At 62.2% G+C, this 24,107-nt stretch carries 24 protein-coding genes; 13 read left to right on the top strand and 11 right to left on the bottom strand.

Features of this window, described 5'->3' with window-relative positions; genetic code table 11:
* Nucleotides 1-110 precede the first annotated feature (110 nt).
* Complete coding sequence (locus NKH12_RS03420; protein WP_352951896.1) at nucleotides 111-683, top strand: GNAT family N-acetyltransferase; 573 nt, start codon at nucleotides 111-113, stop codon at nucleotides 681-683.
* On the opposite strand, the gene NKH12_RS03415 is transcribed toward NKH12_RS03420, so the two are convergent.
* Both NKH12_RS03415 and NKH12_RS03410 read right to left on the bottom strand, forming a co-directional pair.
* Entirely contained in the window at nucleotides 684-1,070 is a 387-nt protein-coding gene (locus NKH12_RS03415) for a DUF2794 domain-containing protein (protein WP_095484870.1), read from the bottom strand. It abuts the gene before it with no gap.
* Between the two features lie 599 nt (nucleotides 1,071-1,669).
* Nucleotides 1,670-2,488: a DUF1223 domain-containing protein gene (locus NKH12_RS03410; protein ID WP_352951895.1), complete on the bottom strand. Its 819-nt coding sequence runs from the start codon at nucleotides 2,486-2,488 to the stop codon at nucleotides 1,670-1,672.
* Nucleotides 2,489-2,666: 178 nt separating this feature from the next.
* Here NKH12_RS03410 and NKH12_RS03405 point away from each other — a divergent pair, with 178 nt between their 5' ends.
* A complete protein-coding gene (locus NKH12_RS03405) occupies nucleotides 2,667-3,338 on the top strand; it encodes a ceramidase domain-containing protein (RefSeq protein WP_352951894.1) in 672 nt (223 codons plus the stop codon).
* Between the two features lie 89 nt (nucleotides 3,339-3,427).
* Here the strand turns inward: NKH12_RS03405 and acnA are convergent, their stop codons facing one another.
* Nucleotides 3,428-6,118 carry an aconitate hydratase AcnA gene (acnA, locus tag NKH12_RS03400; RefSeq protein ID WP_352951893.1) on the bottom strand — a complete coding sequence of 897 codons (2,691 nt, stop codon included), beginning with the start codon at nucleotides 6,116-6,118 and terminating at the stop codon, nucleotides 3,428-3,430.
* Between the two features lie 285 nt (nucleotides 6,119-6,403).
* Here acnA and ccmA point away from each other — a divergent pair, with 285 nt between their 5' ends.
* The 7 genes from ccmA (at nucleotide 6,404) to NKH12_RS03365 (ending at nucleotide 11,285) form a co-directional block, all read left to right on the top strand.
* Nucleotides 6,404-7,012, top strand: a complete 609-nt coding sequence (ccmA, locus tag NKH12_RS03395) for a heme ABC exporter ATP-binding protein CcmA (RefSeq protein WP_352951892.1) — start codon at nucleotides 6,404-6,406, stop codon at nucleotides 7,010-7,012.
* 196 nt (nucleotides 7,013-7,208) lie between these two features.
* On the top strand, nucleotides 7,209-7,874 hold the full coding sequence (ccmB, locus tag NKH12_RS03390) for a heme exporter protein CcmB (RefSeq protein WP_352951891.1): 666 nt from the start codon (nucleotides 7,209-7,211) through the stop codon (nucleotides 7,872-7,874).
* A 137-nt stretch (nucleotides 7,875-8,011) separates the two neighbouring features.
* Nucleotides 8,012-8,179, top strand: a complete 168-nt coding sequence (ccmD, locus tag NKH12_RS03385; protein WP_352951890.1) for a heme exporter protein CcmD — start codon at nucleotides 8,012-8,014, stop codon at nucleotides 8,177-8,179.
* Complete coding sequence (locus tag NKH12_RS03380) at nucleotides 8,176-8,754, top strand: DsbE family thiol:disulfide interchange protein (protein ID WP_352951889.1); 579 nt, start codon at nucleotides 8,176-8,178, stop codon at nucleotides 8,752-8,754. Before ccmD ends, NKH12_RS03380 begins: the two co-directional genes overlap by 4 nt.
* 15 nt (nucleotides 8,755-8,769) lie before the next feature.
* Nucleotides 8,770-9,813 carry a DUF2332 domain-containing protein gene (locus tag NKH12_RS03375; RefSeq protein ID WP_352951888.1) on the top strand — a complete coding sequence of 348 codons (1,044 nt, stop codon included), beginning with the start codon at nucleotides 8,770-8,772 and terminating at the stop codon, nucleotides 9,811-9,813.
* 509 nt (nucleotides 9,814-10,322) lie between these two features.
* Nucleotides 10,323-10,979 carry a Y4kA family protein gene (locus tag NKH12_RS03370; RefSeq protein WP_502910750.1) on the top strand — a complete coding sequence of 219 codons (657 nt, stop codon included), beginning with the start codon at nucleotides 10,323-10,325 and terminating at the stop codon, nucleotides 10,977-10,979.
* Nucleotides 10,980-10,997: 18 nt separating this feature from the next.
* Nucleotides 10,998-11,285: a hypothetical protein gene (locus tag NKH12_RS03365; RefSeq protein ID WP_352951886.1), complete on the top strand. Its 288-nt coding sequence runs from the start codon at nucleotides 10,998-11,000 to the stop codon at nucleotides 11,283-11,285.
* An 809-nt stretch (nucleotides 11,286-12,094) separates the two neighbouring features.
* Here the strand turns inward: NKH12_RS03365 and NKH12_RS03360 are convergent.
* Entirely contained in the window at nucleotides 12,095-12,262 is a 168-nt protein-coding gene (locus NKH12_RS03360) for a hypothetical protein (RefSeq protein WP_127314787.1), read from the bottom strand.
* Between the two features lie 306 nt (nucleotides 12,263-12,568).
* Between NKH12_RS03360 and NKH12_RS03355 the strand changes: the two genes are divergently transcribed.
* Complete coding sequence (locus NKH12_RS03355; protein WP_352951944.1) at nucleotides 12,569-13,486, top strand: SMP-30/gluconolactonase/LRE family protein; 918 nt, start codon at nucleotides 12,569-12,571, stop codon at nucleotides 13,484-13,486.
* Between the two features lie 65 nt (nucleotides 13,487-13,551).
* Here NKH12_RS03355 and NKH12_RS03350 read toward each other — a convergent pair whose 3' ends face one another.
* From NKH12_RS03350 to NKH12_RS03320, 7 genes are all read right to left on the bottom strand, one after another.
* Nucleotides 13,552-14,172 (bottom strand): pyridoxamine 5'-phosphate oxidase family protein, encoded by a 621-nt coding sequence (locus tag NKH12_RS03350; protein WP_352951885.1) that lies wholly within the window; start codon nucleotides 14,170-14,172, stop codon nucleotides 13,552-13,554.
* 15 nt (nucleotides 14,173-14,187) lie between these two features.
* Entirely contained in the window at nucleotides 14,188-14,862 is a 675-nt protein-coding gene (locus NKH12_RS03345) for a septation protein A (protein ID WP_352951884.1), read from the bottom strand.
* Nucleotides 14,863-14,922: 60 nt separating this feature from the next.
* Nucleotides 14,923-16,725: a signal recognition particle-docking protein FtsY gene (gene ftsY, locus NKH12_RS03340; RefSeq protein WP_352951883.1), complete on the bottom strand. Its 1,803-nt coding sequence runs from the start codon at nucleotides 16,723-16,725 to the stop codon at nucleotides 14,923-14,925.
* An 11-nt stretch (nucleotides 16,726-16,736) separates the two neighbouring features.
* Nucleotides 16,737-18,092 carry a tRNA (N(6)-L-threonylcarbamoyladenosine(37)-C(2))-methylthiotransferase MtaB gene (mtaB, locus tag NKH12_RS03335; RefSeq protein WP_352951882.1) on the bottom strand — a complete coding sequence of 452 codons (1,356 nt, stop codon included), beginning with the start codon at nucleotides 18,090-18,092 and terminating at the stop codon, nucleotides 16,737-16,739.
* Nucleotides 18,092-18,976, bottom strand: a complete 885-nt coding sequence (gene dapF, locus NKH12_RS03330; protein WP_352951881.1) for a diaminopimelate epimerase — start codon at nucleotides 18,974-18,976, stop codon at nucleotides 18,092-18,094. Before dapF ends, mtaB begins: the two co-directional genes overlap by 1 nt.
* Nucleotides 18,977-19,258: 282 nt before the next feature.
* Nucleotides 19,259-19,420, bottom strand: a complete 162-nt coding sequence (locus NKH12_RS03325; protein WP_128175373.1) for a DUF1328 family protein — start codon at nucleotides 19,418-19,420, stop codon at nucleotides 19,259-19,261.
* A gap of 85 nt (nucleotides 19,421-19,505) precedes the next feature.
* Nucleotides 19,506-20,546, bottom strand: coding sequence for an MBL fold metallo-hydrolase (locus NKH12_RS03320; protein WP_502910749.1), 1,041 nt, complete (start codon nucleotides 20,544-20,546; stop codon nucleotides 19,506-19,508).
* A gap of 264 nt (nucleotides 20,547-20,810) precedes the next feature.
* On the opposite strand from NKH12_RS03320, the gene NKH12_RS03315 reads away from it, so the two are divergent.
* From NKH12_RS03315 to mdh, 3 genes are all read left to right on the top strand, one after another.
* Nucleotides 20,811-21,362, top strand: a complete 552-nt coding sequence (locus NKH12_RS03315; RefSeq protein ID WP_352951879.1) for an AprI/Inh family metalloprotease inhibitor — start codon at nucleotides 20,811-20,813, stop codon at nucleotides 21,360-21,362.
* 78 nt (nucleotides 21,363-21,440) lie between these two features.
* Nucleotides 21,441-22,643: a cell division protein ZapE gene (gene zapE, locus NKH12_RS03310; protein WP_352951878.1), complete on the top strand. Its 1,203-nt coding sequence runs from the start codon at nucleotides 21,441-21,443 to the stop codon at nucleotides 22,641-22,643.
* 492 nt (nucleotides 22,644-23,135) lie between these two features.
* Complete coding sequence (gene mdh, locus NKH12_RS03305) at nucleotides 23,136-24,104, top strand: malate dehydrogenase (protein ID WP_352951877.1); 969 nt, start codon at nucleotides 23,136-23,138, stop codon at nucleotides 24,102-24,104.
* Nucleotides 24,105-24,107 lie beyond the last annotated feature (3 nt).

Below are 24,107 nucleotides of genomic sequence, written 5' to 3'. Positions count from 1 at the left end.
TCCCTGCGTCTCTGGACCAGCGATTTTGGAAAGGGCGGCCCAAAGGCCGCCCTTTCTTTTTGTGCCGACCTTTGCTGTGATGGAAGGCAGATGAACGACTTGCATAAATTATGAGCAGCATCACGATACGGCCCGCGGCTTCGGCTGATCTCGATCGGATCACGGATATCTATGCCGATGCGGTGACCCATGGCACGGCGAGCTACGAACTGGAGCCGCCTGATCGCGCCGAGATGGGCCAACGCTTCGATAGTTTGATAGCGGGTGGCTTTCCCTATCTGGTGGCGGAAAAAGGGGGCATTGTGCTCGGCTATGCCTATGCCGGCCCCTTCCGGGCGCGGCCTGCGTACCGGTTTGTCGTCGAGGACTCTGTCTATGTCGCGCCGGAGGCCAAGGGCCATGGCATCGGGCTCAAGCTGATGCAAGGGCTGATCGACGCGGCCGAGGCGGCGGGCTTCCGCCAGATCATCGCGGTGATCGGCGACGGTCGGCCGGACAGTGCCTCGGTGCGGCTGCATGAAAAACTCGGCTTTCGCCATTCGGGCCGCCTGGAAGGCTCCGGCTACAAGCACGGACGCTGGCTCGATACGGTGTTCATGCAGCTGCCGATCAATGACGGAGCTCTGGTTCCGCCCGATCCCAACTCGTTGCCGGAACAGAAATTCCGCCAGCAAAATAAATAGTTAGGCTTCGACCAGCTTCAGCGTGCGGTCGAAGACGCCGAGCACGCGGCCAAGTTCCTGGCCGCGCTTAAGGATGCGGCCGCCGGCGGCAATGACGGCAAATGCGCCCTGCCGGCGCGCCAGCTTCGGATCCTTGACGATCTGGAACAGCGGCACCTCGCTGGTGCGACGGAAGACGGAAAAGACGGCGCGGTCGGTAAGATGGTCGATGGCGTAGTCGCGCCATTCATTGGCGGCGACCATGCGCCCGTAAAGCCTCAGGATCTGGTCCAATTCACGCCGGTCGAACCGCACCGGCTGGTCGAGGCGTTCGCGTCTTGCCTCATGCAGCGGGATCAGTATTGCGGATGCGTCCCCATCCTCCGTCCCACTGCCGTGATCAGTCATGCCTCGATCCCTTCGAATGAATCTTACATCAATCAAAGTTGGCGCTTTCGCCATGGAATTGCAAGCCCAGCCGGACAAAGGCTGGCGGCGCACCGTTTCCCCGGTGTCCAGTCACGTTTATAAAACGCCCGTTGGAATTGGTGATGCTTCGCCACAATCCTGCCTTCTTTTATCCGTGCTAATGCCCCAATGTCCGACGAATTTACGGGTGTTGCCTGAGACGGTTCGGTCCGGCACTGGCTCGTAAACCCCAAGCCCCCCGCCCACGGGTCTGCGTCGGATCGAACCAACCTCGGTTTTTCCTAGGGAAAAATCGAGTGCGACGATCCCAAAACCTACAATGACCGGCGTCAGAAGCAAGCTGACGTCGGTTTTTTATGTCTGGATGGAAGCGGACGCCGAGAGCGCTTTGCGTTTTGGTGGAACCAAATCCGCGCTCTCTTTACTAAGCGCGTCGCGTTTGATCGGCCTCATGCGGCGCGCTTTAGGTTGTTGTTTTATGCATGTCGTTATCGCAAAACCACTGCACACTTTTGCGCGACATGCATTATTTAACGCATTTTGTCGGACGCCAAACGAAGACGTTTGGCTGCAAAATGCTACGGGCGAGAATGCGCAGCCGGTAAAGGCTTGTGGATTAAGGCGGCGCCCAGAATGGGTCCCGGCAGGCCGTCCTTACCCACCGATTGCAGCAGCACGGCGCAGCCGCCTTTCTTGGAAATCACGCTCATCGGCAATTCGTAGCGCTGCGCCTTGCCGTGCCACATGCCGGCGGTCTGGATGCCGGAGACGGCGTTCCAGTAGGTCATGCTGCGGCCGGTGTTTTCGCCCTTGCCGATCTTGATCGTCTGCGGCGGGTCGAAATAGACGATGACGACATGGGCATCGCTGGGACCGGTCCCGGCATCGCCGGCGTCGATCGTGACGCGGTCATTGGTCCGGCTGACCTTGATGCTGACCCGCATGCCTTCGCCCGATCTTTCCATGCGGGTGAGCGCGCCGTCGACTTCCTTGCGGTTGGCGCCGCTGACATGGCTGCGGCCATTGATGACGGCCTGCGGCGTATAGACCGAGCGGCTGCCGAAGGCGCGCATATACTCATATTGCCGTTCGGTGTTCTCCTTGCGGCTCAGCGTGTCCTTCCAACCGAGATAATCCCAGTAGTCGACATGATAGGCGAGCGCGACGATATTCTGCCTGGTGGCAAGCTCGGCGAAGAATTCATCGGCCGGCAGGCAGGAATTGCAGCCCTGGCTGGTGAAGAGCTCGACCACGCCCAAGGGCTGGTCAGTCGAGGCTTTGTCAGCCTGGGGCGTGTCGGCCTCGCCGGCATGCGCATTGCCGGCAAGTCCAGCGCTGGCAAACACCGAGAGGGCCAGCGCCAATGCCGCAAGCCGCAATGGTCTTCGAGGTGTCATAGCCGTTTCGACTCCCGCCGGTGATGGCCGGCTTTATTCTGATTGGCGAAATATGTGGCAGAAGCGGCAGTCAACGGGAAGTCACGTTGCGGTGAAATTTTACCGCTGCAACCAACTGCAAGGGCGCCACAGGACGGACTACACTTCAGAGTAGATACCGATTCGGGCAACAATCAGCATGTGGCAAACTCTCCTGACGCCGGTCGACCTGTACTGCGAGCGGGTCGGGCCGGAGCTCTGGGCCGAGCCGGTCAATGCATTGACCAATCTGGCTTTTCTTGTCGCCGGGCTGTGGGGTGTCCGGGAGGTGCGCCGGCGTGGCACCGGCATCTTCGCCGAAGTGCTGGCCTGGTGGGTGGTGGCGATCGGCATCGGCTCGGCGCTGTTCCACACCTTTGCCAACTATGGCACGGTGTGGGCCGACGTGCTGCCGATCGCCGGGTTCACGCTGGCCTACACGCTGTTCAACCTGCGCTGTTTCCTCGGCATGAAATGGGGCAAGGCGATCGCCATCTTCGTCGCCTTCTATACCGTCACCGGGTTGTTGACCTGGGCCGTGCCGGACTGGCTGCGCCAGGCATCGAACGGCACGACCGGCTATCTGCCGCCCTTCCTGGCGCTCGCCTTCTTCGGCGTCATAGTGGCGGTGAGCGGCAACCGCGCCGGCTGGTACAATCTGGCGGGCTCGGCGATCTTCGCCGTGTCGGTCATCTTCAGGATGATCGATCCGCTGGTCTGCGGCAGCTTCCCGCTCGGCACGCATTTCCTGTGGCACATCCTCAACGGGCTGATGCTCGGTGTGCTGCTGGCGGCGGCGGCGCGCTTCGGGGCGCCGAAAATAGGGGAATAGGGGAATAGGGGAATAGGGGAATAGGGGAATAGGGGAATAGGTATTGTCTTCCCTACTCCCTTACTGCCCTACTCCCATACTCCCTTCCCCTATGCTGCCAGATCGCGCAGCACATATTGCAGGATGCCGCCGTTTTTGAAGTAGTCGAGTTCGTCCAGCGTATCGATGCGGCAGATGATCGGAATGTCCTTCATCCTGCCGTCGCCATAGGTGATCTTCGCGATCATCTTCTGACGCGGCTTGATGGCGCTCAGTCCGTCGATCTCGACCAGTTCGTCGCCCTTGAGGTTGAGCGAGGCCCATGAGGTGCCCTCCTCGAAGACAAAGGGGATGACCCCCATGCCGACCAGGTTCGAGCGGTGGATGCGCTCGAACGACTGAGCAATGACGGCGCGAACACCCAGCAGGTTGGTGCCCTTGGCCGCCCAGTCGCGCGACGAGCCGTTGCCGTATTCGACACCGGCGAAGATGACCAGCGGCACGCCTTCCTTCCTGTACTCCATGGCGGCGTCGTAGATCGATCTCTCTTCCTTCGACGGATAGTGGATGGTATAGCCGCCCTCGCGGCCGTTCTCGCCCAGCATGTGGTTACGGATGCGGATGTTGGCGAAGGTGCCGCGCATCATCACCTCGTGATTGCCGCGCCGCGTGCCGTACTGGTTGAAGTCGGCGACGCCGACGCCATGATCCATCAGGTACTTGCCGGCTGGCGAGGCCGCCTTGATCGAGCCGGCCGGAGAGATGTGGTCTGTCGTGATCTTGTCGCCGAACAGGCCGAGCACGCGGGCGCCCTTGATGTCGCCGATTGTCCCGAAGCCTGATGTCATGCCGGCGAAATAAGGCGGGTTCTGCACATAGGTCGAATGGTCGTCCCAGGCGTAGGTCTGGCCTTCCGGCGCCTTGACGTTCTGCCAGTATTCGTCGCCCTTGAAGACGTCGGCATATTTGCGGGCGAACAGTTCGCGCGTCACGTTCTTCTCGATGAACTCCTGGATCTCGACCGAGCTCGGCCAGATGTCCCGGAGGTAGACCGGGTTGCCGTCACGATCCTCGCCGAGCGGCTCGGTGGTCAGATCCTTGGTCACGGTCCCGGCCAGCGCGTGGGCGACGACCAGCGGCGGCGAGGCGAGGTAGTTCGCCTGCACGTCGGGCGAAACGCGGCCTTCGAAATTGCGGTTGCCGGAAAGCACCGCGGCAGCGATCAAACCTTTGTCGTTGATCGTCTTGGAGATCGGCGCCGGCAATGGGCCGGAATTGCCGATGCAGGTGGTGCAGCCGAAGCCGACCAGGTTGAAGCCGATCTGGTCGAGTTCCTTCTGCAGGCCGGACTTCTCCAGATATTCGGCGACCACCTGGCTGCCCGGCGCCAGCGATGTTTTGACCCACGGCTTCTGCTTGAGCCCGAGCCGGTTGGCGTTGCGCGCCAAAAGCCCGGCGCCGATCAGCACGCTCGGGTTCGAGGTGTTGGTGCAGGAGGTGATGGCGGCGATGACGACATCGCCATGGCCGAGATCATAGTTGGTGCCTTCGACGGCGTAGCGCTTGTCGATTTCGGCGGCCTTCTTGTATTCGGTTTCCATCGCCTTGGCGAAGCCGTCCGGAATGCCTTCAAGCGCTACGCGGCCTTCCGGACGCTTGGGACCGGCCATCGACGGCACGACACTGCCGAGATCGAGCTCGAGCAGGTCGGTGAACACCGGGTCGGCCGAGCCGGTATCGCGCCACATGCCTTGCGCCTTGGCGTATGCCTCGACCAGCGCGATGCGATTTTCCTCGCGGCCGGACATGGTGAGATAGCGGATGGTTTCGCCGTCGACCGGGAAGAAGCCGCAGGTGGCGCCATATTCGGGCGCCATGTTGCCGATAGTGGCGCGGTCGGCCAGCGTCATGTTGGACAGACCTGGACCGAAGAACTCGACGAACTTGCCGACGACGCCCTTCTTGCGCAGCATCTGGGTGACGGTGAGCACGAGGTCGGTGGCGGTGACGCCTTCCCTGAGTCTGCCGGTGAGGCGGAAGCCGATGACTTCGGGCAACAGCATGGAGACGGGCTGGCCGAGCATGGCGGCCTCGGCCTCGATGCCGCCGACGCCCCAGCCGAGCACGCCAAGACCGTTGATCATGGTGGTGTGCGAATCAGTGCCGACGCAGGTGTCGGGATAGGCGGTGGTTTCGCCGCCTTCAGTGTTGGTCCACACGACCTGGCCGAGATATTCGAGATTGACCTGGTGGCAGATGCCGGTGCCGGGCGGCACGACGCGGAAATTGCGGAAGGCCTGCTGGCCCCATTTCAGGAATTTGTAGCGTTCCTCGTTGCGCTCGTACTCAAGCTCGACATTCCTGGCGAAAGCCAGCGGCGTGCCGAATTCATCGACGATGACCGAGTGGTCGATGACCAGATCGACCGGCACCAGCGGATTGATCTTTTGCGGGTCGCCGCCGAGCGAGGCCATGGCATCGCGCATGGCGGCCAGGTCGACCACGGCCGGAACGCCGGTGAAATCCTGCATCAGCACACGGGCCGGGCGATAGGCAATCTCGACGCCGGCGGTGCCCCTGTCGGTCAGCCAGCCGGCGACCGCCTGGATGCTCTCCTTGGTGACGGAACGGCCGTCCTCGTTGCGCAGCAGGTTCTCCAGCAGAACTTTCATCGAATAGGGCAGCTGGGCGATGCCGGTGAGGCCGTTCTTCTCGGCCTCGACAAGATCATAATAAACATAGTCGGTCCCGCCCGCGGTCAGCGTGCGGCGGCAATTGAAATTATCGAGGGATTTTGACACGTGCGATCCGTCCTTGTCTGTTCAGCCTGAAAGGGAACGGACGCCGATGGCATGCAATCACGCGCAAAGGTGCGGGTACGGCCATTTCCGCTGTCCGTTCCCAGCCAACCCGAGCCGTTCAAGGCGGCGCGTGCGCTGGTTCGGCGCTAATTCGCTTCCCGTGCCGACCGCTGGCACGGATGACCCGCATATAGAGAATTTCCTGGAATAGTTCTAGACAGTCGAAAGGCTATTTTGTGCGATGCGGCAACTGCCGTGACGCGATGTTTTCGGGACGGGCAAGGAATGCGGCTGATCGCCGAAAATCTAGGCGGCGAACGCGGCGGCGAGGCGGTTTTTTCCGGCATCAACTTTGCCCTTGAGAAAGGCCAGGCGCTGATCGTCACAGGGCCGAACGGCGCGGGGAAGTCGACGCTGCTCAGGGTGGTTGCCGGGCTGCTGCCGGTGGCGGCAGGCCGTGTGCTTATCGAAGGCGGCGGCGAGGATTTTCCGTCGGTTGCCTCGGCCTGCCATTATCTCGGCCACCAGAACGCGATGAAGACGGCGCTAAGCGTCGCGGAAAATCTGCGCTTCTGGCGCGATTTTTCGGGCGCGGATTTTTTGGGCGCTGAAGAGGCGCTCGAAGCGGTCGGGCTTGATGGTCTCGGCCATCTGCCGTTCGGCTATCTCTCCACCGGGCAACGCCGCCGCGCGGCGATCGCAAAACTGCTGGTCAGCCGGCGGCCGCTGTGGCTGCTGGACGAGCCGACGGCCGGGCTGGACAAGGCATCGGAAGAGCGATTCGCGGTGCTGATGCGAAAGCATCTGGAGGGCGGAGGGATCGTTGTAGCAGCCACGCATCTGCCGCTTGGGCTGGACGGGGCAAAGGCTTTGGTGATGGGGGAGGCCGTTTGATGTCGGTGCTCCACGGCGCCCCCCTCTGTCCTGCCGGACATCTCCCCCTCAAGGGGGGAGATTGGCAGCTTCTTTGCTCCGCCTATCTTTCAACGATCGAGTTTAGCGAAGGCAATCATGACGGCCAATCTCCCCCCTTGAGGGGGAGATGTCCGGTAGGACAGAGGGGGGTGCCTGGGCAAGGGCGTCTCACACCATGCTAGCCCTCTTCCTGCGCGATATCCGCCTGAGTATCCGTGCCGGCGGCGGGGCGCTGACCGGCGTGATCTTCTTTCTCGCCGTGATCGCCACGATCCCTTTCGGCGTCGGACCGGACCTCAATTTGCTCGCCCGCATCGGCCCGGCGATCCTGTGGATCGGCGCCTTACTCGCTTGCCTGCTCGGTCTCGACCGATTGTTTCAGGCCGACCGGGAAGACGGCTCGCTCGATCTTCTGGTGCTCGGCAACGACCGGCAGATGCTGGCGCTGACCGTGCTGACGAAATGCCTGGCGCATTGGGCGGGAAGCGTGCTGCCGCTGGTCATCGCGGCACCCCTGCTCGGCCTGTTCATGAACATGGAGCCGGTCGGCATCGGCGCCACGGCGCTGACCCTTCTGGTCGGCACGCCGGCGATCACCTTCATCGGCGCTGCCGGTGCGGCGGTGGCGGTGGCGCTGCCGCGAGGCGGGCTGCTGATCTCGGTGCTGGTGCTGCCGCTGACCATTCCCGTGCTGATCTTTGGCGTCTCGGCAAGCTATGGCGCGGTGGCGAACCCCGATCCGTTCCTGCAGCCTTTCCTCATTCTGGCCGCGCTGACCTTGTTTCTTGCCGTGCTGGGCCCGATTGCAGCGGCGCTGGCGCTGCGTCATGGAGCGGACTAAATTAGACGGCCGGCTGACGTCAAAGGCTGCGGCGCTGCTGTCGATTGCGAAGCCGATGGCGCAAGGTTAAGGGAAGGCATGTTCGAACGAAGCGGAATGGCCCGGTTGAAAGTTTTTGCGCCGGCGGAGCGAACCATATGAGCGTGCATGCGCTCTACGTGACCGCCGCCTATGTCATCTCGGCCGTGGTGCTGGCTGGGCTGATCGGCTGGATCCTTTTCGACCAGCAGGCACGCAAGAGGGACCTCGCCGAGCTGGAAGCATCCGGCGTGCGGCGGCGCTCCGACAAGGCGCGGAAATCATGAGCATGGAAACGGAAACGCCGGCGCGCGGGCGGCGCCTGATCGTGCTGTTGCCGTTGGTGATTTTCCTTGGGCTGGCGGGGCTGTTCCTGACGCAGCTGCTGTCCGGCCGCGACACCTCGGAAGTGCCATCGGCGCTGATCGGCCTGCCAGCGCCGCAGACCAATCTGGCGGCGCTGGAGGGTATGATTTTGCCGGGGCTCGATTCCAGGCAGTTCGCCGGCAAGGTCACACTGGTCAACGTCTTCGCATCGTGGTGCGGGCCATGCCGCGACGAACATCCGGTGCTGCTGGCGCTGTCGCAGGACAAGCGCTTCGTCATAGCCGCGCTCAACTACAAGGATCAGCCGGAAAACGCCCGCCGGTTCCTCGGCGATCTCGGCAATCCGTTCCAGGCGATCGGCGTCGACGCGGCGGGGCGCGCGGCGATCGACTGGGGCGTCTACGGCGTGCCGGAAACCTTCGTCATCGGCAAGGACGGCAAGATCGCCTACAAGCATGTCGGCCCGCTGACCCCAGGCTCGGCGCAGACGCTGCTTTTGCCGGAGATCGAGAAGGCGCTGGCCGCGCCGGGCTAAGGCACCGGAAAGGCGATGGACGAACCAGACATCCGCGATCATTTTCTGGCCCAAGCGAAAGCCTGCGATGAACTTGGCTCGCCTTTCACCGCGAATTTATGCCGTGCGCTGGCCAAGGTTCTCGACGCAAACACCAGGACCGGGCAGGCGGTGCTCGGCTGGCCGGGCGACGCGCGCGCCGACGGCCTCGCATTGCGGGTCTGCGGTGCGCTGCATGCGTTGGTCCTGACGGGTGCCAGTGAGCGACTGGCACTGATCTATCCGCCCAACCAGACAAGCGAATCCGAGATCGCAGCGGTGCTGCCGGAGGCAATTGCGCGATCCGACGAGTGGATCGTCGCCGGCATCGCCGGCGCGCCGCAGACCAATGAAATCGCCCGGTCGGCGATGCTGCTGCCTGGATTTCTGACGGTCGCGCGGGAAACTGGCCTGCCGCTGGATCTGTGCGAGATCGGCGCCAGCGCCGGGCTCAATCTCCTGTTCGACAGCTTTCACTATCGCTACGGCGATGCCGAGTGGGGCGACCCGGCCTCCCCCGTCCGGTTGGCGCCGGAGGTGCGAGGTCGCGCTGTCCCGTTTGGTGGAGTGATCAACGTCCGCCATCGCGCCGGCTGCGACATCGCACCGGTCAATGTCGCCGACGCATCGGCGCGGGTACGGCTTCGGTCCTACATCTGGGCCGATCAGGCAGCGCGGCTGGCCCGACTCGACGCCGCGCTGTCACTTGCCGAAAAGCTTCAACCGCTGCTTGTCAAAGCGGACGCGGCGGATTTTGTCGAGAAGGCACTGGCCGCACGGCAGCAGGGCGGCGCCTTCGTGCTCTATCATTCGATCATGTGGCAATATCTGCCGCGGGCGACCAAGGATGCCATCACCGCCTCCCTGGAACAGGCGGGCAGACAGGCCGCGGCGGCTGCGCCTGTCGCAAGGCTGAAGATGGAGCCGCGCGATCCCACAAAGCAGTGGGCGGTACTCAGCCTCACTCTATGGCCCGGCGGCGAGACGCGCCGCCTGGCCCATTGCGATTACCACGGCCGCTGGATCGAATGGATTGGCTAAGTTCGATCTGCAATTTTGCTGCGCATCGCATAGTAGCTGCTCGACGCCTTGTCCCGCTCGGTGCCGAAGCGGGAAACGACATTGGTCAGGCTGTCGCCGAATTTGCGAGCAATATCAATAACTGATCCCATAGCAGCGATGTGTAAGCAAATTCTTGCGAGTAAACGGCCACGCTTGGATTAGAATTGACCTGCCCGTTATCAGGAAAATTTACGACGCACATTGACACGACCACCCGGCAACTGCTTATGTAGTGGTTAGGGAAGTATCCTTCGGGGGGAGGGTAAGTTTGCGATCTTACTGTTTTGGCTTAATGGCACCCGGATTGCTTTTGTCCGCATGTGCCCTCCCACCGCACTCGCAGGATTACTCAAAAGTATCAAGCTACGAGATAGTGCTTCGTGTGCGGTGCGAAATGAGAGATGCGGTCCGCGATCTGATGCGACAAGCTATTATTCGGCGCAACAGAGAACTTTCCAACAAATTTACCACAGATGCCGAATTTATAGATCTCAAGATTTCTAGCCTTCCTGAAAAACTCTCAGCAGATCATCGAGAGATATCAAAACGTTCTCATAGGGTACGAATTCAACCTGGATATTACCGAGACCAACACTGCACTGGGTTCGGTTGACTTCGTCGGAGCTCTGACCAGAGGAACGTTCGGATTGGGCCTTACGGCATCTGCTTCACTGGAACGGAATGGCGTTGAAAATTTCCGCAACCTAGACAGCTTCGGTCGATTGGTAACTCTTGTTCCGGACGACGAGTACTGCGAGTTAGCGCCCCGTCGCACGAAAAATTACATCTATCCAATCACCGGAGCCCTAGAACTGCGTCGGTATGCGCAAACGTTTTTAAGCATGAATCAATCTGGCAATCTTGACACATCTAAGACGCCTTACACCGTAACTTTGAAGTTCACGACGAGTGCCAAAAATTCGGTTGGTCCGTCACTCGGTCTGAATCCGCTCGGCGAGCCATTTGAGCTTTCAAAAGCATCAGGGTCCGTCTCTAACGGTCGATCTGAGGTTCACAAGGTGGCCATCACATTTGTTATGCCAACCGGGGCTGGCGAACGCGCTCTCACGATCGCGGAGCAGCGCGTCGAAGATGAACTAAATAACGTACGATTGCAGCAGGCGTTCGAGCGCCGTCGAGAATAGATGAGGAGGAACGTGAATATGGCAATAAATTTCGACGACATGCAAATTAGCACCGTTCCCGAAACGCCACCCGCAATGACACCCGAGAAAGTCTTCGAGGTCGTCGACCTCATCACTGGGATGGGCGGGAGAGAGCAGTTTTTAGCAGCCTGTCACGCCCATGGCTTCTCCTTGAACCTCCCCTCTCACGACATCGCGTTTGTCAAGCAAGCTGTACTCGACATCGCTCGAGCTAATGCTAAACGGGCGCAAAAGTTCGGTATGGGGGTCCAAGCGATCGTGCGCTCACATCCCACATGCATCTGACGATTTTCAGGTCGTTCAAATGTTTTGAAGGCTGATGCGAGCCTTCGCCATTGAAGCGAAGCTCAATGTTAAACGTTGTCGAGGGTGAAGGTTGAGCCGAGCGCCAACTCGTTCAGAGCATCGGCGAAGGCGTCGACCTGATCATCGAATTGACCGTTCGGGAATGAACAGACCTCATCGAGGAATGTTTCGTTCCACCGACCGCACAAGAGCTTCACGTAGCCGGGCCTCCGCCTGTGCCGATGCTGGTTTGGCACGAGTAGCCTTGTCGCCGGAGACCGGAAGGGTCTTTACGTCCTGACGGCCAGCAGCTTCACCTTGGTTGCTGCATCCGCCATGCCCGCTGATCCGGGGTCCTGCGGCATGCGAATCGTGACTTCCAGTCCGTCATGAGTGGCACTGTTCTTCAGTTGGTCTCGCCCTCACCGGGAGACCAGCGGCCGCGCTCGACGTCCTCGACGTAGAAAATCCCATTCCTGCGCGCCATGCGCAACCCAACGGTCCAGTCCGGCTGCTTACGGGCTTCTCTTTCGATGCTGCGAAATCCCAAGCCCTGCAACGCCGTGCGCTGGCGGGAACCGCATCAACAACCTCGAAGTCGCTACGCTGGAACATGCGACCTGAACGTGGCGCTGGCCGCTGCTGATACTGTCCGGCATAGGCATAGCTGCCCTTGTCCCGCTTGAGCTTGGCGACTGCCTCGGCCGGGAATCTCGCCGGATCCAGCAACTCGCCGTCGTAGGTGCGGGGGGATCATCCTTGAACCCTATCTGGGTTCACAAGCCTTCGTTGGGGATCGAACGCCGAACTCAGCCGTAGATCTGCTTGTGGACCTGGTAGAGCATTTCGCTGCGGTCGGCGCGCATGTCGGCCAGGTCGCGGCTGGAAAAGCTGTCGATTTCCGCGACGAGGCGGTTGTATTGCCGGCGCTTGGCGATGCTGGTGCGAGCGCGGCTCATGAGGCTGTCGAGAATCATAGCGAGGTTCCTTCTGTGCCGCATTGTTGCAGCAGGTTGTTCCTCCCTGATCGATATGGAGCATGACATAGTTATGATGCGTTGCAAAAAGAAGATGTTGCAATGCACCATTGCACTGGACGCATAGCCGGTTAACCGGGCGTGAGGCCTTCATTTGGGCCCGTCATTTGAGCAAGGGCGGCATTGCCGCGTTTTGCCCTCGATGCCTCAAGATGCGGTGAGACCGATATCAACGATCTTGCCATATCGATCGCCGGCTGGCTTGATCGCGTCGGCACTAGCGATCTGCATGACCGGGAGGAAACCATGGCCGCTGATGACTACGAGATTCTCGATCCGCGTTTTGCGCGGCTGTTCAACGGTAATGCGCAGGTGGACAAGCTGTTCACCGGATGCCGGTGGGCGGAAGGGCCGGCTTGGTTTGCGGCCGGCCGTTATGTGGTCTGGTCCGACATCCCCAACAACCGCATGCTGCGCTACGACGAGACCGACGGCAGTGTCAGCGTGTTCCGCCAGCCGTCGGGCAATTCCAACGGCAACACCGTCGACCGGCAGGGCCGGCTGGTCACTTGCGAGCATTCGGGCCGGAGGGTCAGCCGCACCGAGCATGACGGCTCGATCACCACCATCGCCGACAAATGGCGCGGCAAGCGGCTGAACTCGCCCAACGACGCAGTGGTCAGGTCCGACGGGTCGATCTGGTTCACCGACCCGACCTACGGCATCGATACGGATTATGAGGGCGACAAGGCCGAGAGCGAGATCGGCGCCTGCCATGTCTACCGGGCCGATCCCGGCACCGGTGAGATCGAAGCGGTGATCACCGATATGGTCAGGCCCAACGGGCTCGCCTTCTCGCTCGACGAGAGCAAGCTCTATGTCGTCGATACCGGCCGCACGCATGGCGCGCAGAATCCGGCGCATATGCGGGTGTTCGATGTCGATGAGGGTGGCAAGAAGGTCTCCGGGGGAAAGGTCTTCGCCGACTGCACGGCCGGCCTGTTCGATGGCTTCAGGCTCGATGACCAAGGGCGGATCTGGACGAGTGCCGCCGATGGCATCCATTGCTACGATCCGGACGGGACGCTGATCGGCAAGATCAAGGTGCCGGAAGTCGTCGCCAATTGCGTGTTCGGCGGCAACAAGCTGAACTGCCTCTACATCGCCGGCACGACCTCGCTCTACATGGTCCGGCTGATGGTCAACGGCGCAATGACCTACTGAGCGGCCGCCAAGCAATTGCAAGCACGTTGCTATGCCTTCTCGGGCGAATCGCGCCCGAGCAGATTTTACCACATGGTGTGTTTGTATTCTTCGTCCAGCCAGCGATCGGTCGCCTCGGCCGAATCGGCGAGCGCCAGCTGGTCGCGCAGGATCTGGCCGAGCGTCGGCAGCGTCGCGCGGTCGTACCAGGTTTCCGGCTTCCACAGATCGGAGCGCATGAAGGCCTTTGCGCAATGCATGTAGGCGGCCTTCACCGTCACCAGGACGACGCTTTGCGGTTCCTTGCCGTCGACGGCGAGCCGCTCGCGCAAAGCCTCATCGACGGTGATGCGGGCATCGCCGTTGACACGCAGCGTCTCGTTCATGCCCGGGATGAGGAAGAGCAGCCCGACCGAGGGGTTGAGAAGAATGTTCTCCAGCGTGTCGAGCCGGTTGTTGCCGGGCCGGTCGGGGATGGCGATGGTCTTCTCGTCAAGCACGGCGGCGAAGCCCGGTCTGTCGCCCTTCGGCGTCACATCGGCATTGCCGGCGCCGTCGGAGGAGCCGATCAGCACGAAAGGGCTTTTGCCGATGAAGGAGCGGCTGTGGCCATCCAGCGCCTTCAGTTCCTTGCGGATCGAGCCGTCGGTCGGCCGAGGCGTCTTGTAGATCGTTCTCAGCTCTTCGCGCGTGGTGACGAATTCCATGCCCTCTCCTAACCGTTACTTGCCGGCCTTCTCTTCATTTCCAGTCTTGCCTTCAAGCGAATGGCGCATGATCAGCGGCATCTGGCTGAAGGTGAAAAGAAGCGTGATCGGCATGATTCCCCAGACCTTGAAGGTAACCCAGGCGTCGGTGGAGAAATTCCGCCAGACCACTTCGTTGACAAGGGCTAGAAACAGGAAAAACAGGCCCCAGCGGAAGGTGAGTTTCTTCCAGCCCTCGGCGTCGAGCCTGAAGGCCGAATCGAAGACGTAGCCGAGCAGCGATTTGCCGAAGAACAGCCCGCCGAGCAGCACGCCGCCGAACAGCATGTTGACGATGGTCGGCTTCATCTTGATGAAGATGTCGTCCTGCAGGTAGAGCGTCAGCGCGCCGAAGACGAAGACGACGACGCCCGACACCATCGGCATGATCGGCAAGGTGCGGGTGAGCAGCCAGGACGCGGCCAGCGCGATCGCGGTCGCGGCCATGAACAGACCGGTGGCGACGAAGATCGGCCCGCCGAATTCGGCCAGCGCCGGAAATTTCTGCGACAGCCATGCGCCACGGGCGTTAGCGAAGAAGAACACCATCAATGGGCCGAGCTCCAGAATCATCTTGAGCAGCGGATTGACGCCTTCCTTCTTCTGCTTCTGCGGATCGGACGGGTCGCGTTCGAGGATGGGCGGGTTCATAGGCTTCCTTTTTGCGGATGATCCTCCAAGAAAGTCTGCGACTTCTTGGAACCATGCTTGTTAGGCCACTCCAGCGATCGCCCTGGCGAACTCGCTTGCGGAGAATGGTTCGAGGTCGTCGACCTGTTCGCCGACGCCGATGAAATAGACCGGCAATTTGTGCTTTGCCGCGATCGCCACAAGAATACCGCCGCGCGCGGTGCCGTCCAGCTTGGTCATCACCAGGCCGTTGACGCCGGCGACATTGCGGAAGATCTCGACCTGGTTGAGCGCGTTCTGGCCGGTGGTGGCGTCGACCGTCTGCAGCACGGTGTGCGGCGCCTCAGGATCGAGCTTGCCCAGCACCCGGACGATCTTTTCCAGTTCCGCCATCAGTTCGGTCTTGTTCTGCAGCCGCCCGGCGGTGTCGATGATCAGCACGTCGGAGCCGGCTTGCTTGGCCTGCTCGAAGGCGTCGTAGGCAAGACCTGCCGCATCGGCGCCAAGCTTCGAGGCGATGACCGGCGACTTGGTGCGCTCGCCCCAGATCTTCAATTGCTCGATCGCCGCGGCACGGAACGTGTCGCCGGCTGCGAGCATCACCGACAGGCCGCCGTCGGTCAGCTTTGCCGCCAGCTTGCCGATGGTCGTGGTCTTGCCGGTGCCGTTGACGCCGACGACAAGGATGACATGCGGCTTATGGCTGAGATCGAGCTCCAGCGGCATGGCGACATGGATCAGCACCTTCTCCACCTCGGCCGCCATGATGGCGCGGACTTCCGTCTCGGAGACGTCCTTGCCGTGGCGGCTGGCGGCCAGCGAATCGGTAATGCGCAGGGCCGTCTCCATGCCGAGATCGGCGCGGATCAGCACGTCCTCCAGATCCTGCAGCGTGTCCTCGTCGAGCTTGCGCTTGGTGAAGACGCCGGCGATGTTGCCGGACAGTTCCCGGGAAGAGCGGGCAAGCCCCTCCTTCATGCGCTGGAACCAAGAGCGTTTCGGTGCCGGTTCCGGCGCCTTCTGCGGCTCGGCTCTCTGCTCGACCTTCCTGGTGACGGTGACCTTGCCGGGAGCGGGCTTTGCCTCCGGTGATGGTTGCGGAACGGGCTCTGGCTCTGGTGCGATCTCGGCAAGGACCGGCTTCGCCTCGACCGGCGCCGGCTGGCGAATCGGGGGCGGGATTTCGGCCGGCGGCGCCTCAGGCTCGGGCACCGGCGAGGGGGCCTCGGCGGGCGGTGCGGTATCTTGCGCAGGTTCGCGCTGCCCATCACCCTTACCCTCTCCCCGTAAAGGACGGGGAGAGGGGGGCGTCAGCGTCGGAGCTTCTTCTTTGCCGCTTTCAAGAGGAGGCTCGGCGTGACGATCAGCACCCTTCTCCCCGTCACTATACGGGGAGAAGGTGCCGGCAGGCGGATGAGGGGCAGCGCCACGTTCGGCTGACGGAGGCTCAGTCTGGACGATCTCTGGCTGGGTCGGCTCTGGCTCAGGGATTTCCTCCGGCTCAGGCTCCGGAGCTGGCTCGCGAACGACGGGAGCGGCCTCTGACGCCGGCTGTTCGGCAGGCGCCCCTGGCTCTTCAACCGGAGCAGGCTCCGGCTGGATTTCCGGCGCGGGGGAAATGATCGGAGCGGGCTCGGCCTCTTCAACCGGCGCCGGCAGCGGCGCGGGCGGCGCTTCCGCCTTGACCGGTGGCGGAGGCGCAGCTTCTGCCTCGGGCCGGGGCTCTTCGCGTTTCAAAAATTCCGGAACAGTCTGTTCGGCGGCCGGCTTCAGCGCCTCCAGCGCATCCCATTTGATCGGCGGCAGGGGTGCGGACTCATCGATCCGCTCCTCGACCACTTCCTTCTTGCCGAACGAAAATATCTTCTTGAAAAAACCAGCCATGTTCCTGCGTCTCAGGCGGCGCGGGCGGCAAGCGGCGCCGCGATCAGGCGCGCGCCGTCATGGCCGGCGATATCAGCCTCAACGATTTCGCCCGGCGCGCCCGCGGAGACCGCAGCGAGCGTAAACCCTTCGGTGCGGCCGAGCCCGTCGCGCTCGACCAGGATGGACTGGCGTGTTCCGGCGAGTGCGGCGAGGTGACTGATATAGGCGGCGTCGCCGGCGGCGCGCAGCCGTGCCGCGCGCTGCTTGACCACCTCGCGGCGAAGCTGCGGCATGCGCGCGGCGGGGGTGCCTTCGCGCGGCGAGAACGGGAAGACGTGGAGATGCGTCAGCCCGCATTCCTCGACGATCTCCAGCGATTTTTCGAACATGGCGTCCGTCTCGGTCGGGAAGCCGGCGATGATGTCGGCGCCGAAGACGATGCCGGGGCGCAATTTGCGCAAATCCTCGCAAAAACGGATCGACTGATCCCGGTTGTGCCGGCGCTTCATCCGCTTCAGGATCATGTCGTCACCCGCCTGCAGCGACAGATGCAGATGCGGCATCAGCCTGGGCTCGGTGGCAATGGCATCGAGCAGATCGTCGTCGGCCTCGATCGAATCAATCGAGGAGAGGCGCAGGCGTTTTACGTCAGGCACCTGCTTCAGGATTGTCTTGACCAACTTGCCGAGTTTCGGGCTGCCAGGCAGGTCGGCGCCGAAACTGGTCATGTCGACGCCGGTCAGCACGATCTCGGCATAACCATTGCCGCTCAGCCGCTTGACCTGTTCGACCGCGGCGCCCATCGGCACCGAGCGCGAATTGCCGCGGCCATAGGGGATGATGCAGAAAGTGCAGCGGTGGTCGCAGCCGTTCTGCACCTGGACGAAGGCCCGCGCCCGGCCTTCGATGGCGTCGACCATGTGGCCGGCCGTCTCGCGTAACGAGAAGATATCGTTGACGCGGGCCTTCTCGGTATCGTTGACGCCGAAATCCGGCAGCGCGCGATAGGAATGCGCCTTCAGCTTTTCCTCGTTGCCGAGGACGAGATCGACCTCGTCCATGGCGACGAAATTCTGCGGCTCGATCTGTGCGGCGCAGCCGGTGACGATGATGCGGGCCTGCGGGTTCTCGCGGCGGGCCTTGCGGATCGACTGTTTTGCCTGGCGCACCGCCTCGCCGGTGACGGCGCAAGTGTTGAAGATGATGGCGCCGCCTTCCAGCGCGCCGAGGCCGGCGCTTTCCGCCTCTCGCCGCATCACCTCGGATTCGTAGGTGTTCAGCCGGCAACCGAAGGTGACGACGTCAACACCTTTGGGAAGAGTGGGACCTTTGGGAAGAGTGGGGCCCCTGGAAGGAACGGGAACCTTGTTGGCAAGAGGAGCCATCAGGCGGCGCTTTCGGTGTCGCGGGCCCACACGCCGGTCGACGGGTCGAAGCTGCCGGAAAATTCCCATTCGGCGGCACCGGTGAGGATAACGTGGTCGTCGCCGCGCCATTCGACATGCAAGGAGTCGCCGCCGGGCGTCACCAGAGAGACGCTGCGTCCGGTCCGCCTGGTGCGCGCGGCAGCGACGACGGCGGCACAAGCCGCCGTACCGCAGGCCTTGGTCAGGCCGGCGCCGCGCTCCCAGGTGCGGATGACCATCGTCTCGGGTGAGGTCACCCGTGCGATGGTGATGTTGGCGCGTTCGGGGAAGATCGGGTGGCTTTCGAGCAGCGGGCCGAAGCGGTCGAGTTCGTAAGACCAGACGTCGCGGTCGACCCAGAAGATAGCGTGCGGATTGCCCATCGACACGACCGAAGGCGAGTGCAGCACAGGCGCATCGATCGGGCCAATCTGCAGCTCGATCATGCGGGTGTCACGGAATTCCTCGGCCAGCGGAATATCCTGCCAGCCAAAACGCGGCTTGCCCATGTCGACCGAGATCAGCCCGTCGGCGTGTTCTTCGGCGTTGAGGATGCCGGCGACCGTCTCGAAGGCGAATGTCTTCTGGCCGGTCTCGGCAGCAAGTGCCTGCACCACGCAGCGCATGCCGTTGCCGCAGGCCTGCGCGCCGGTTCCGTCGGAATTCAGGATGTCGATGAAAAAGGCGGTGCCCGGCGTCCTGGCGTCGTGGATCGCCATGATCTGATCGAATTTCGTCGCGGCATCGGCATTGAGCGCAAGAGCGGCAGCCGGCGTCACCCGATCGGCGCGACCGCGCATGTCGGCAACGATGATCTCGTTGCCGATGCCGTTCATCTTGGCGAAGGGGGCAGTACTTGCCATGGATCGAAAGGTCTCATGCCGGTTTGGCGCCTATATGGCGGATACCGGCCGAAATTACCAGTGTGCGGACGCGTCAGAGCGACGTGTGTCCCTTGGACACACAAAGCACGCGCTGACGCTTTGAACCGGCGCATCGTGCTTTCCGAAAATCGATTCCGATTTTTCGGGCCGATGCGTCTAACGCGCGTCGCGTTTGAACGGATTCATACGGCGCGCTTAAAGCTCTTGTTTTTATGCATGTCGTTATCGCAAACCGCTTCGCACTTTTGCGCGACATGCATTTTAGGCCACCGCGAAGACGCCAAGCATGACCAGCAGGAAGATGATCAGCACGATGCCGATGAGAATACGGGCGCCGGTGGCGGCGGCCCCGGCCAATGCCGGCATGCCGAGCAGGCTGGCTGCGGCCGCGATAATCAGAAGAATGACAATCCATTTGATCATGGGGAAATCCCTCGCAGCCGACGGTTGTAGATGACCAGCAACGCGTTTACGACGTCGCAGGTTCCCCCTGAAGCCGGTCGCCTGCCTAGAGCGGTGGCACGTCCCAGACCTCGCCGGGACGTAGGGCGCGAAAGCGTTCTTGCGGGATACCTTGATCGTCGAGGGCCTCGCCAAGCTTTCTCGCCGGTTCGTCGATCGGCTCGTTGGTGAGCCGGAACGTGCCCCAATGGCAGCCGGCGGCATAGGCGGCGTTGCACAAAAGCATGCCTTGCACCGCCTCCTCCGGGTTCTGGTGGTGAGGCGCCATGAACCAGCGCGGCTCGTAGGCGCCGATCGGCAGGATAGCGAGGCGGAAGCCGCCGTGCATTTCAGCCATCAGCCGGTAATTGATGCCGTCGTGGAAACCGGTGTCGCCGGCGAAATAGACCTTTCCGCCCGGCGTCTCGACCACAAAACCAGCCCAAAGCGCCATGCGCCGGTCGCGGGTGCCGCGCGCCGACCAGTGGTGCACCGGCTCGACATGGACGGCGACGTCCTTGCCGATCTCGAACCGCTCGCCCCAGTCATGCACGGAAAGCCGCATGCCGGGAACGCCATCGTCGATGATGGCGTCGTTGCCGAGCGGTGTCAGCACCAGCAGGTCGTGCTTTGTCTTCAGCCGCTTCAGCGTGGCGAGGTCGAGATGGTCGTAGTGGTTGTGGCTGACCAATACGAGGTCGATCGGCGGCAGGTTGGAAAAGGCGATACCCGGCGGATTGACCCGTTTCGGCCCGGCAAAGGAGAGCGGCGAGACGCGCCGCGACCAGACCGGGTCGGTGAGGATGTTCAGGCCGGCTGTCTGGATGAGCAGCGTGGAATGGCCGACCATGGTCAGCCTCAGTTCGGAGCCGTCGATCTGCTTGGCCGGTGTCGCCTGATGAAACGGGCTCGGATTCGCCGCCGGCCATTTCGAGCGTTCGCCGCCCAGCTGCCACTTCAAAAGATCGGAAAAACGGGCGGGCGGCTTGCCGTTGGGATTGAAGAACAAGGTGCCGTCGAAATGATCGCTCGGTGGGCCGCTATAGTAGCGATTGGCAGCCCTTTTTCTCGCAGCCAAGGTTTCGCCTCCGGCAGGGTTCCGTTTCATCAGAGATAGGACCGAAGCGGGCTGGCGCAAGCATTTGCGGCCGGACACCAAGGCACGCCTGTCCAGGCAAACACGCTGCGCGGTCTCGGGTCAGATCCTTAGGGCAGGCTTTCAGGCGGCACGCATCTTGTGGTAAAATTGCAACAGATGCTGACGCAAATTGTATTTTAACCATATCGGGTTGAAATTTCGCCACCTTCTCCATCTTGGTGAAGGGGATATTGTGCGGACGGCAGCCCCAGCCGGATCCGACGGAGGTTTGAAATGGATTTTTCGAAAACCGGTCTGCTGGCCGTATCGCTTGCCGCGCTCGTTGCGAGCGGCTGTTCAACGTCACGGTTCTCGCCGATGGACCAGGAGCAGCCGTCGCCGCTGCAAGCCGCGCCCTCTGGCAAGGTGACCGCAAATCAGTTGCCGCCGCCGGCGTCGCCGGGCACGGCCGACCCGTCGAAGTTTCCGACGGCGCCGCAAGGGACGCTAAACCCCCAGGTCGCCTCGCTGCCGCCGGACGGGACGGCTCCGGCCGGCGCCCCGGATCTTACCGCAAGCAGCGTCGCCGGCGTGTGGAAAGCCAGCGTGTCCGGCCAGAGCTGTCAGGTGGCGACGCCGCAGACCAAATTCGGCGCCGGCTACCGCGCTGGACCGCTGCATTGCCCGGCGCCGATCGACGGCATCAAATCTTGGAACGTCGCCGGCAAGCAGTTGACGCTGTACGACGAGAATGGCGGCACGCTGGCACGGCTCTATTCCTCGGGCGGAGAGAAATTCGACGGCCAGACTTCCAACGGCCTGCCGATCTCGCTTACAAGAGGCTGACCAGCCGCTTTATTGTTTTTACGCAATTCCGGACGGAAAACCGCTTTTCCTGGAATTGCTTCCAGAACGACGTGACCGATGCATCTGCGTGACGGCCTTCAGACCCATGCGACCGTCCGGCAGCGCTACGACCATTTGGTCGATACGGGCCTGATCGACCGCGATCCGGCACAGGAGCGGATCGTCGCTGCACTCGACCGGCTGGTCGACGAGATTTCGGCAAAGCGGTTGGCGCACAAATCGAGCGCGCTGGGCTGGCTGTTCGCCCGCAAGCGTGAAACGCGCGGGGCCGTCAAGGGCCTCTACATCCATGGCGGCGTCGGCCGCGGCAAGACCATGCTGATGGACATGTTCTTCGAGCTGGTGCCGGTCAGGCGCAAGCGCCGTGTGCATTTCAATGACTTCATGGCCGATGTGCAGGATCGCATCCAGAAGCACCGGCAGGCGCGTAAAGAGGGCGCCGTCAGCGAGGACGACCCGATCGCGCCGGTGGCCCGCGCGCTGGCCGACGAAGCCTGGGTGCTGTGCTTCGACGAGTTTTCCGTCACCGACATCGCCGACGCGATGATCCTGTCCCGGCTGTTCTCGGCGCTGTTTGCCAACGGCGTCGTGCTGGTCGCCACGTCCAATGTCGCGCCGCAGGATCTCTACCGGGAGGGCTTGAACCGCAAGCTTTTCCTGCCCTTCATCGGCATCCTGGAGCGGCATGCGCAGGTGCTGGCGCTGGATGCCGACAAGGACTATCGGCTAGACAAGCTGAGCCGCCTGCCGGTCTATGTCACCCCTGACGATGCCGCCGCCGATGCTGTCCTCGACGAGGCCTGGGAAGTGATGACGCGTGGCCGGCCGACCGCCGAGGCGGCATTGACGGTAAAGGGCCGGCAGGTCGTGGTGCCGCGTGCTGCCGGCGAAGCAGCGCGGTTTTCCTTTGCCGATCTTTGCGAAAAACCGCACGGTGCCCGTGATTTCCTGGCCATTGCCGGCCGCTTCTCGACCATTTTCATCGACCATGTGCCGGTGCTCGGCGAAGGCAGACGCAACGAAGCCAAGCGCTTCATCCTGCTGATCGACACGCTCTACGACCATCATGTGCGGCTGGTGGTGAGCGCCGCTGCGCCACCAACGCAGCTGTATACGGCCAAGCGCGGCACCGAGGTCTTCGAGTTCGAGCGCACGGCGTCACGGCTGATCGAGATGCAGAGCCACGACTGGCTGGAGGATTGGACGGAGCGGCAGAAGGCGAAGGTGTGGCCGCCGGAAGCGCAGCAGGCGCAGGCTTAGAGATCTAGTTTCGCCACCCTTCTGGCGATTGGCGAAACCCGGCGTGGCGGCTTATCTCCCTCCTCGAGGGGGAGATGGCCGGCAGGCCAGAAGGGGGTCGGTCCGACCGGGTTCGGCGCAGATGGCGCCGGTGCTTCACGCGCAGCGACCCCCTCTGTCGCCTTCGGCGACATCTCCCCCTCAAGGGGGGAGATTTGGCGCTCGCATCACAAGGGCGTCATCGCCGGGAAGCAGCCTTCTTATTCCATCTTCATTGTGTAAATATCCCAAAGTCGGCTTTATTCTTTTGACGTTTACGTAACTCCCATTGTTTCTAACCGATTGAAATTATTCACTCCGAAATAATCGTTTGAATTTCTTTTGCCCCGGGGCTATTGGGTGCGGCGAAATCCTGCGGCTTCCCCGCAGCATTCCGGCCTCCTTCCTCGGCGCCGTTATCAAATTCGTGAAGGATTTGGGCGCCGTCACAGTCTAAAGGGAAAACATCCTGACATGGCACGCAACAAGATAGCGCTCATCGGCTCGGGCATGATCGGCGGCACGCTCGCCCACATGATCGGCCTCAAGGATCTCGGCGACGTTGTGCTGTTCGATATCGCCGAGGGCATCCCGCAAGGCAAGGGGCTGGATATCGCGCAGTCGTCGCCGGTCGATGGTTTCGATTCCAGGCTGACCGGTGTCAACGATTACGCCGGCATAGAGGGCGCCGACGTCTGCATCGTCACCGCCGGCGTGCCGCGCAAGCCCGGCATGAGCCGCGACGACCTTCTCGGCATCAATCTGAAGGTCATGGAGCAGGTTGGCGCGGGTCTCAAGAAATACGCGCCGAAAGCCTTTGTCATCTGCATCACCAACCCGCTCGACGCCATGGTCTGGGCGCTGCAGAAGTTTTCCGGCCTGCCGAAGAGCCATGTCGTCGGCATGGCCGGCGTGCTGGACAGTTCGCGCTTCCGCTATTTCCTGGCCGAGGAATTCAAGGTCTCGGTCGAGGATGTCACCGCTTTCGTGCTCGGCGGCCATGGCGATTCCATGGTGCCGATGATCCGCTATTCGACCGTTGCCGGCATCCCGCTGCCCGACCTCGTCAAGATGGGCTGGACATCGAAGGAAAAGCTCGACCAGATCGTGCAGCGCACCCGCGACGGCGGCGCCGAGATCGTCGGCCTGCTTAAGACCGGCTCGGCCTTCTACGCACCGGCCGCCTCCGCGATCGCCATGGCTGAAGCCTATCTCAAGGACAAGAAACGCGTGCTGCCCTGTGCCGCGCATCTCTCCGGCCAGTATGGTGTCAAGAACACCTATGTCGGCGTGCCGGTGGTGATCGGCGCCGGCGGCGTCGAGCGCATCATCGAGATCGAGCTCAGCAGACCAGAGCAGAAGATGTTCGACAATTCGGTGGCGGCGGTGCAGGGCCTGTGCGAGGCCTGCGTCAAGATCGCTCCGCAACTCGCCGCCAAGTGACCC

Origin of the sequence: Mesorhizobium sp. M1322 (assembly GCF_040318085.1) — a bacterium.
Taxonomy (GTDB): domain Bacteria; phylum Pseudomonadota; class Alphaproteobacteria; order Rhizobiales; family Rhizobiaceae; genus Mesorhizobium.
Note: the sequence above shows the minus strand (reverse complement) of the source record. Positions and strands in the feature narration are given on the sequence as shown.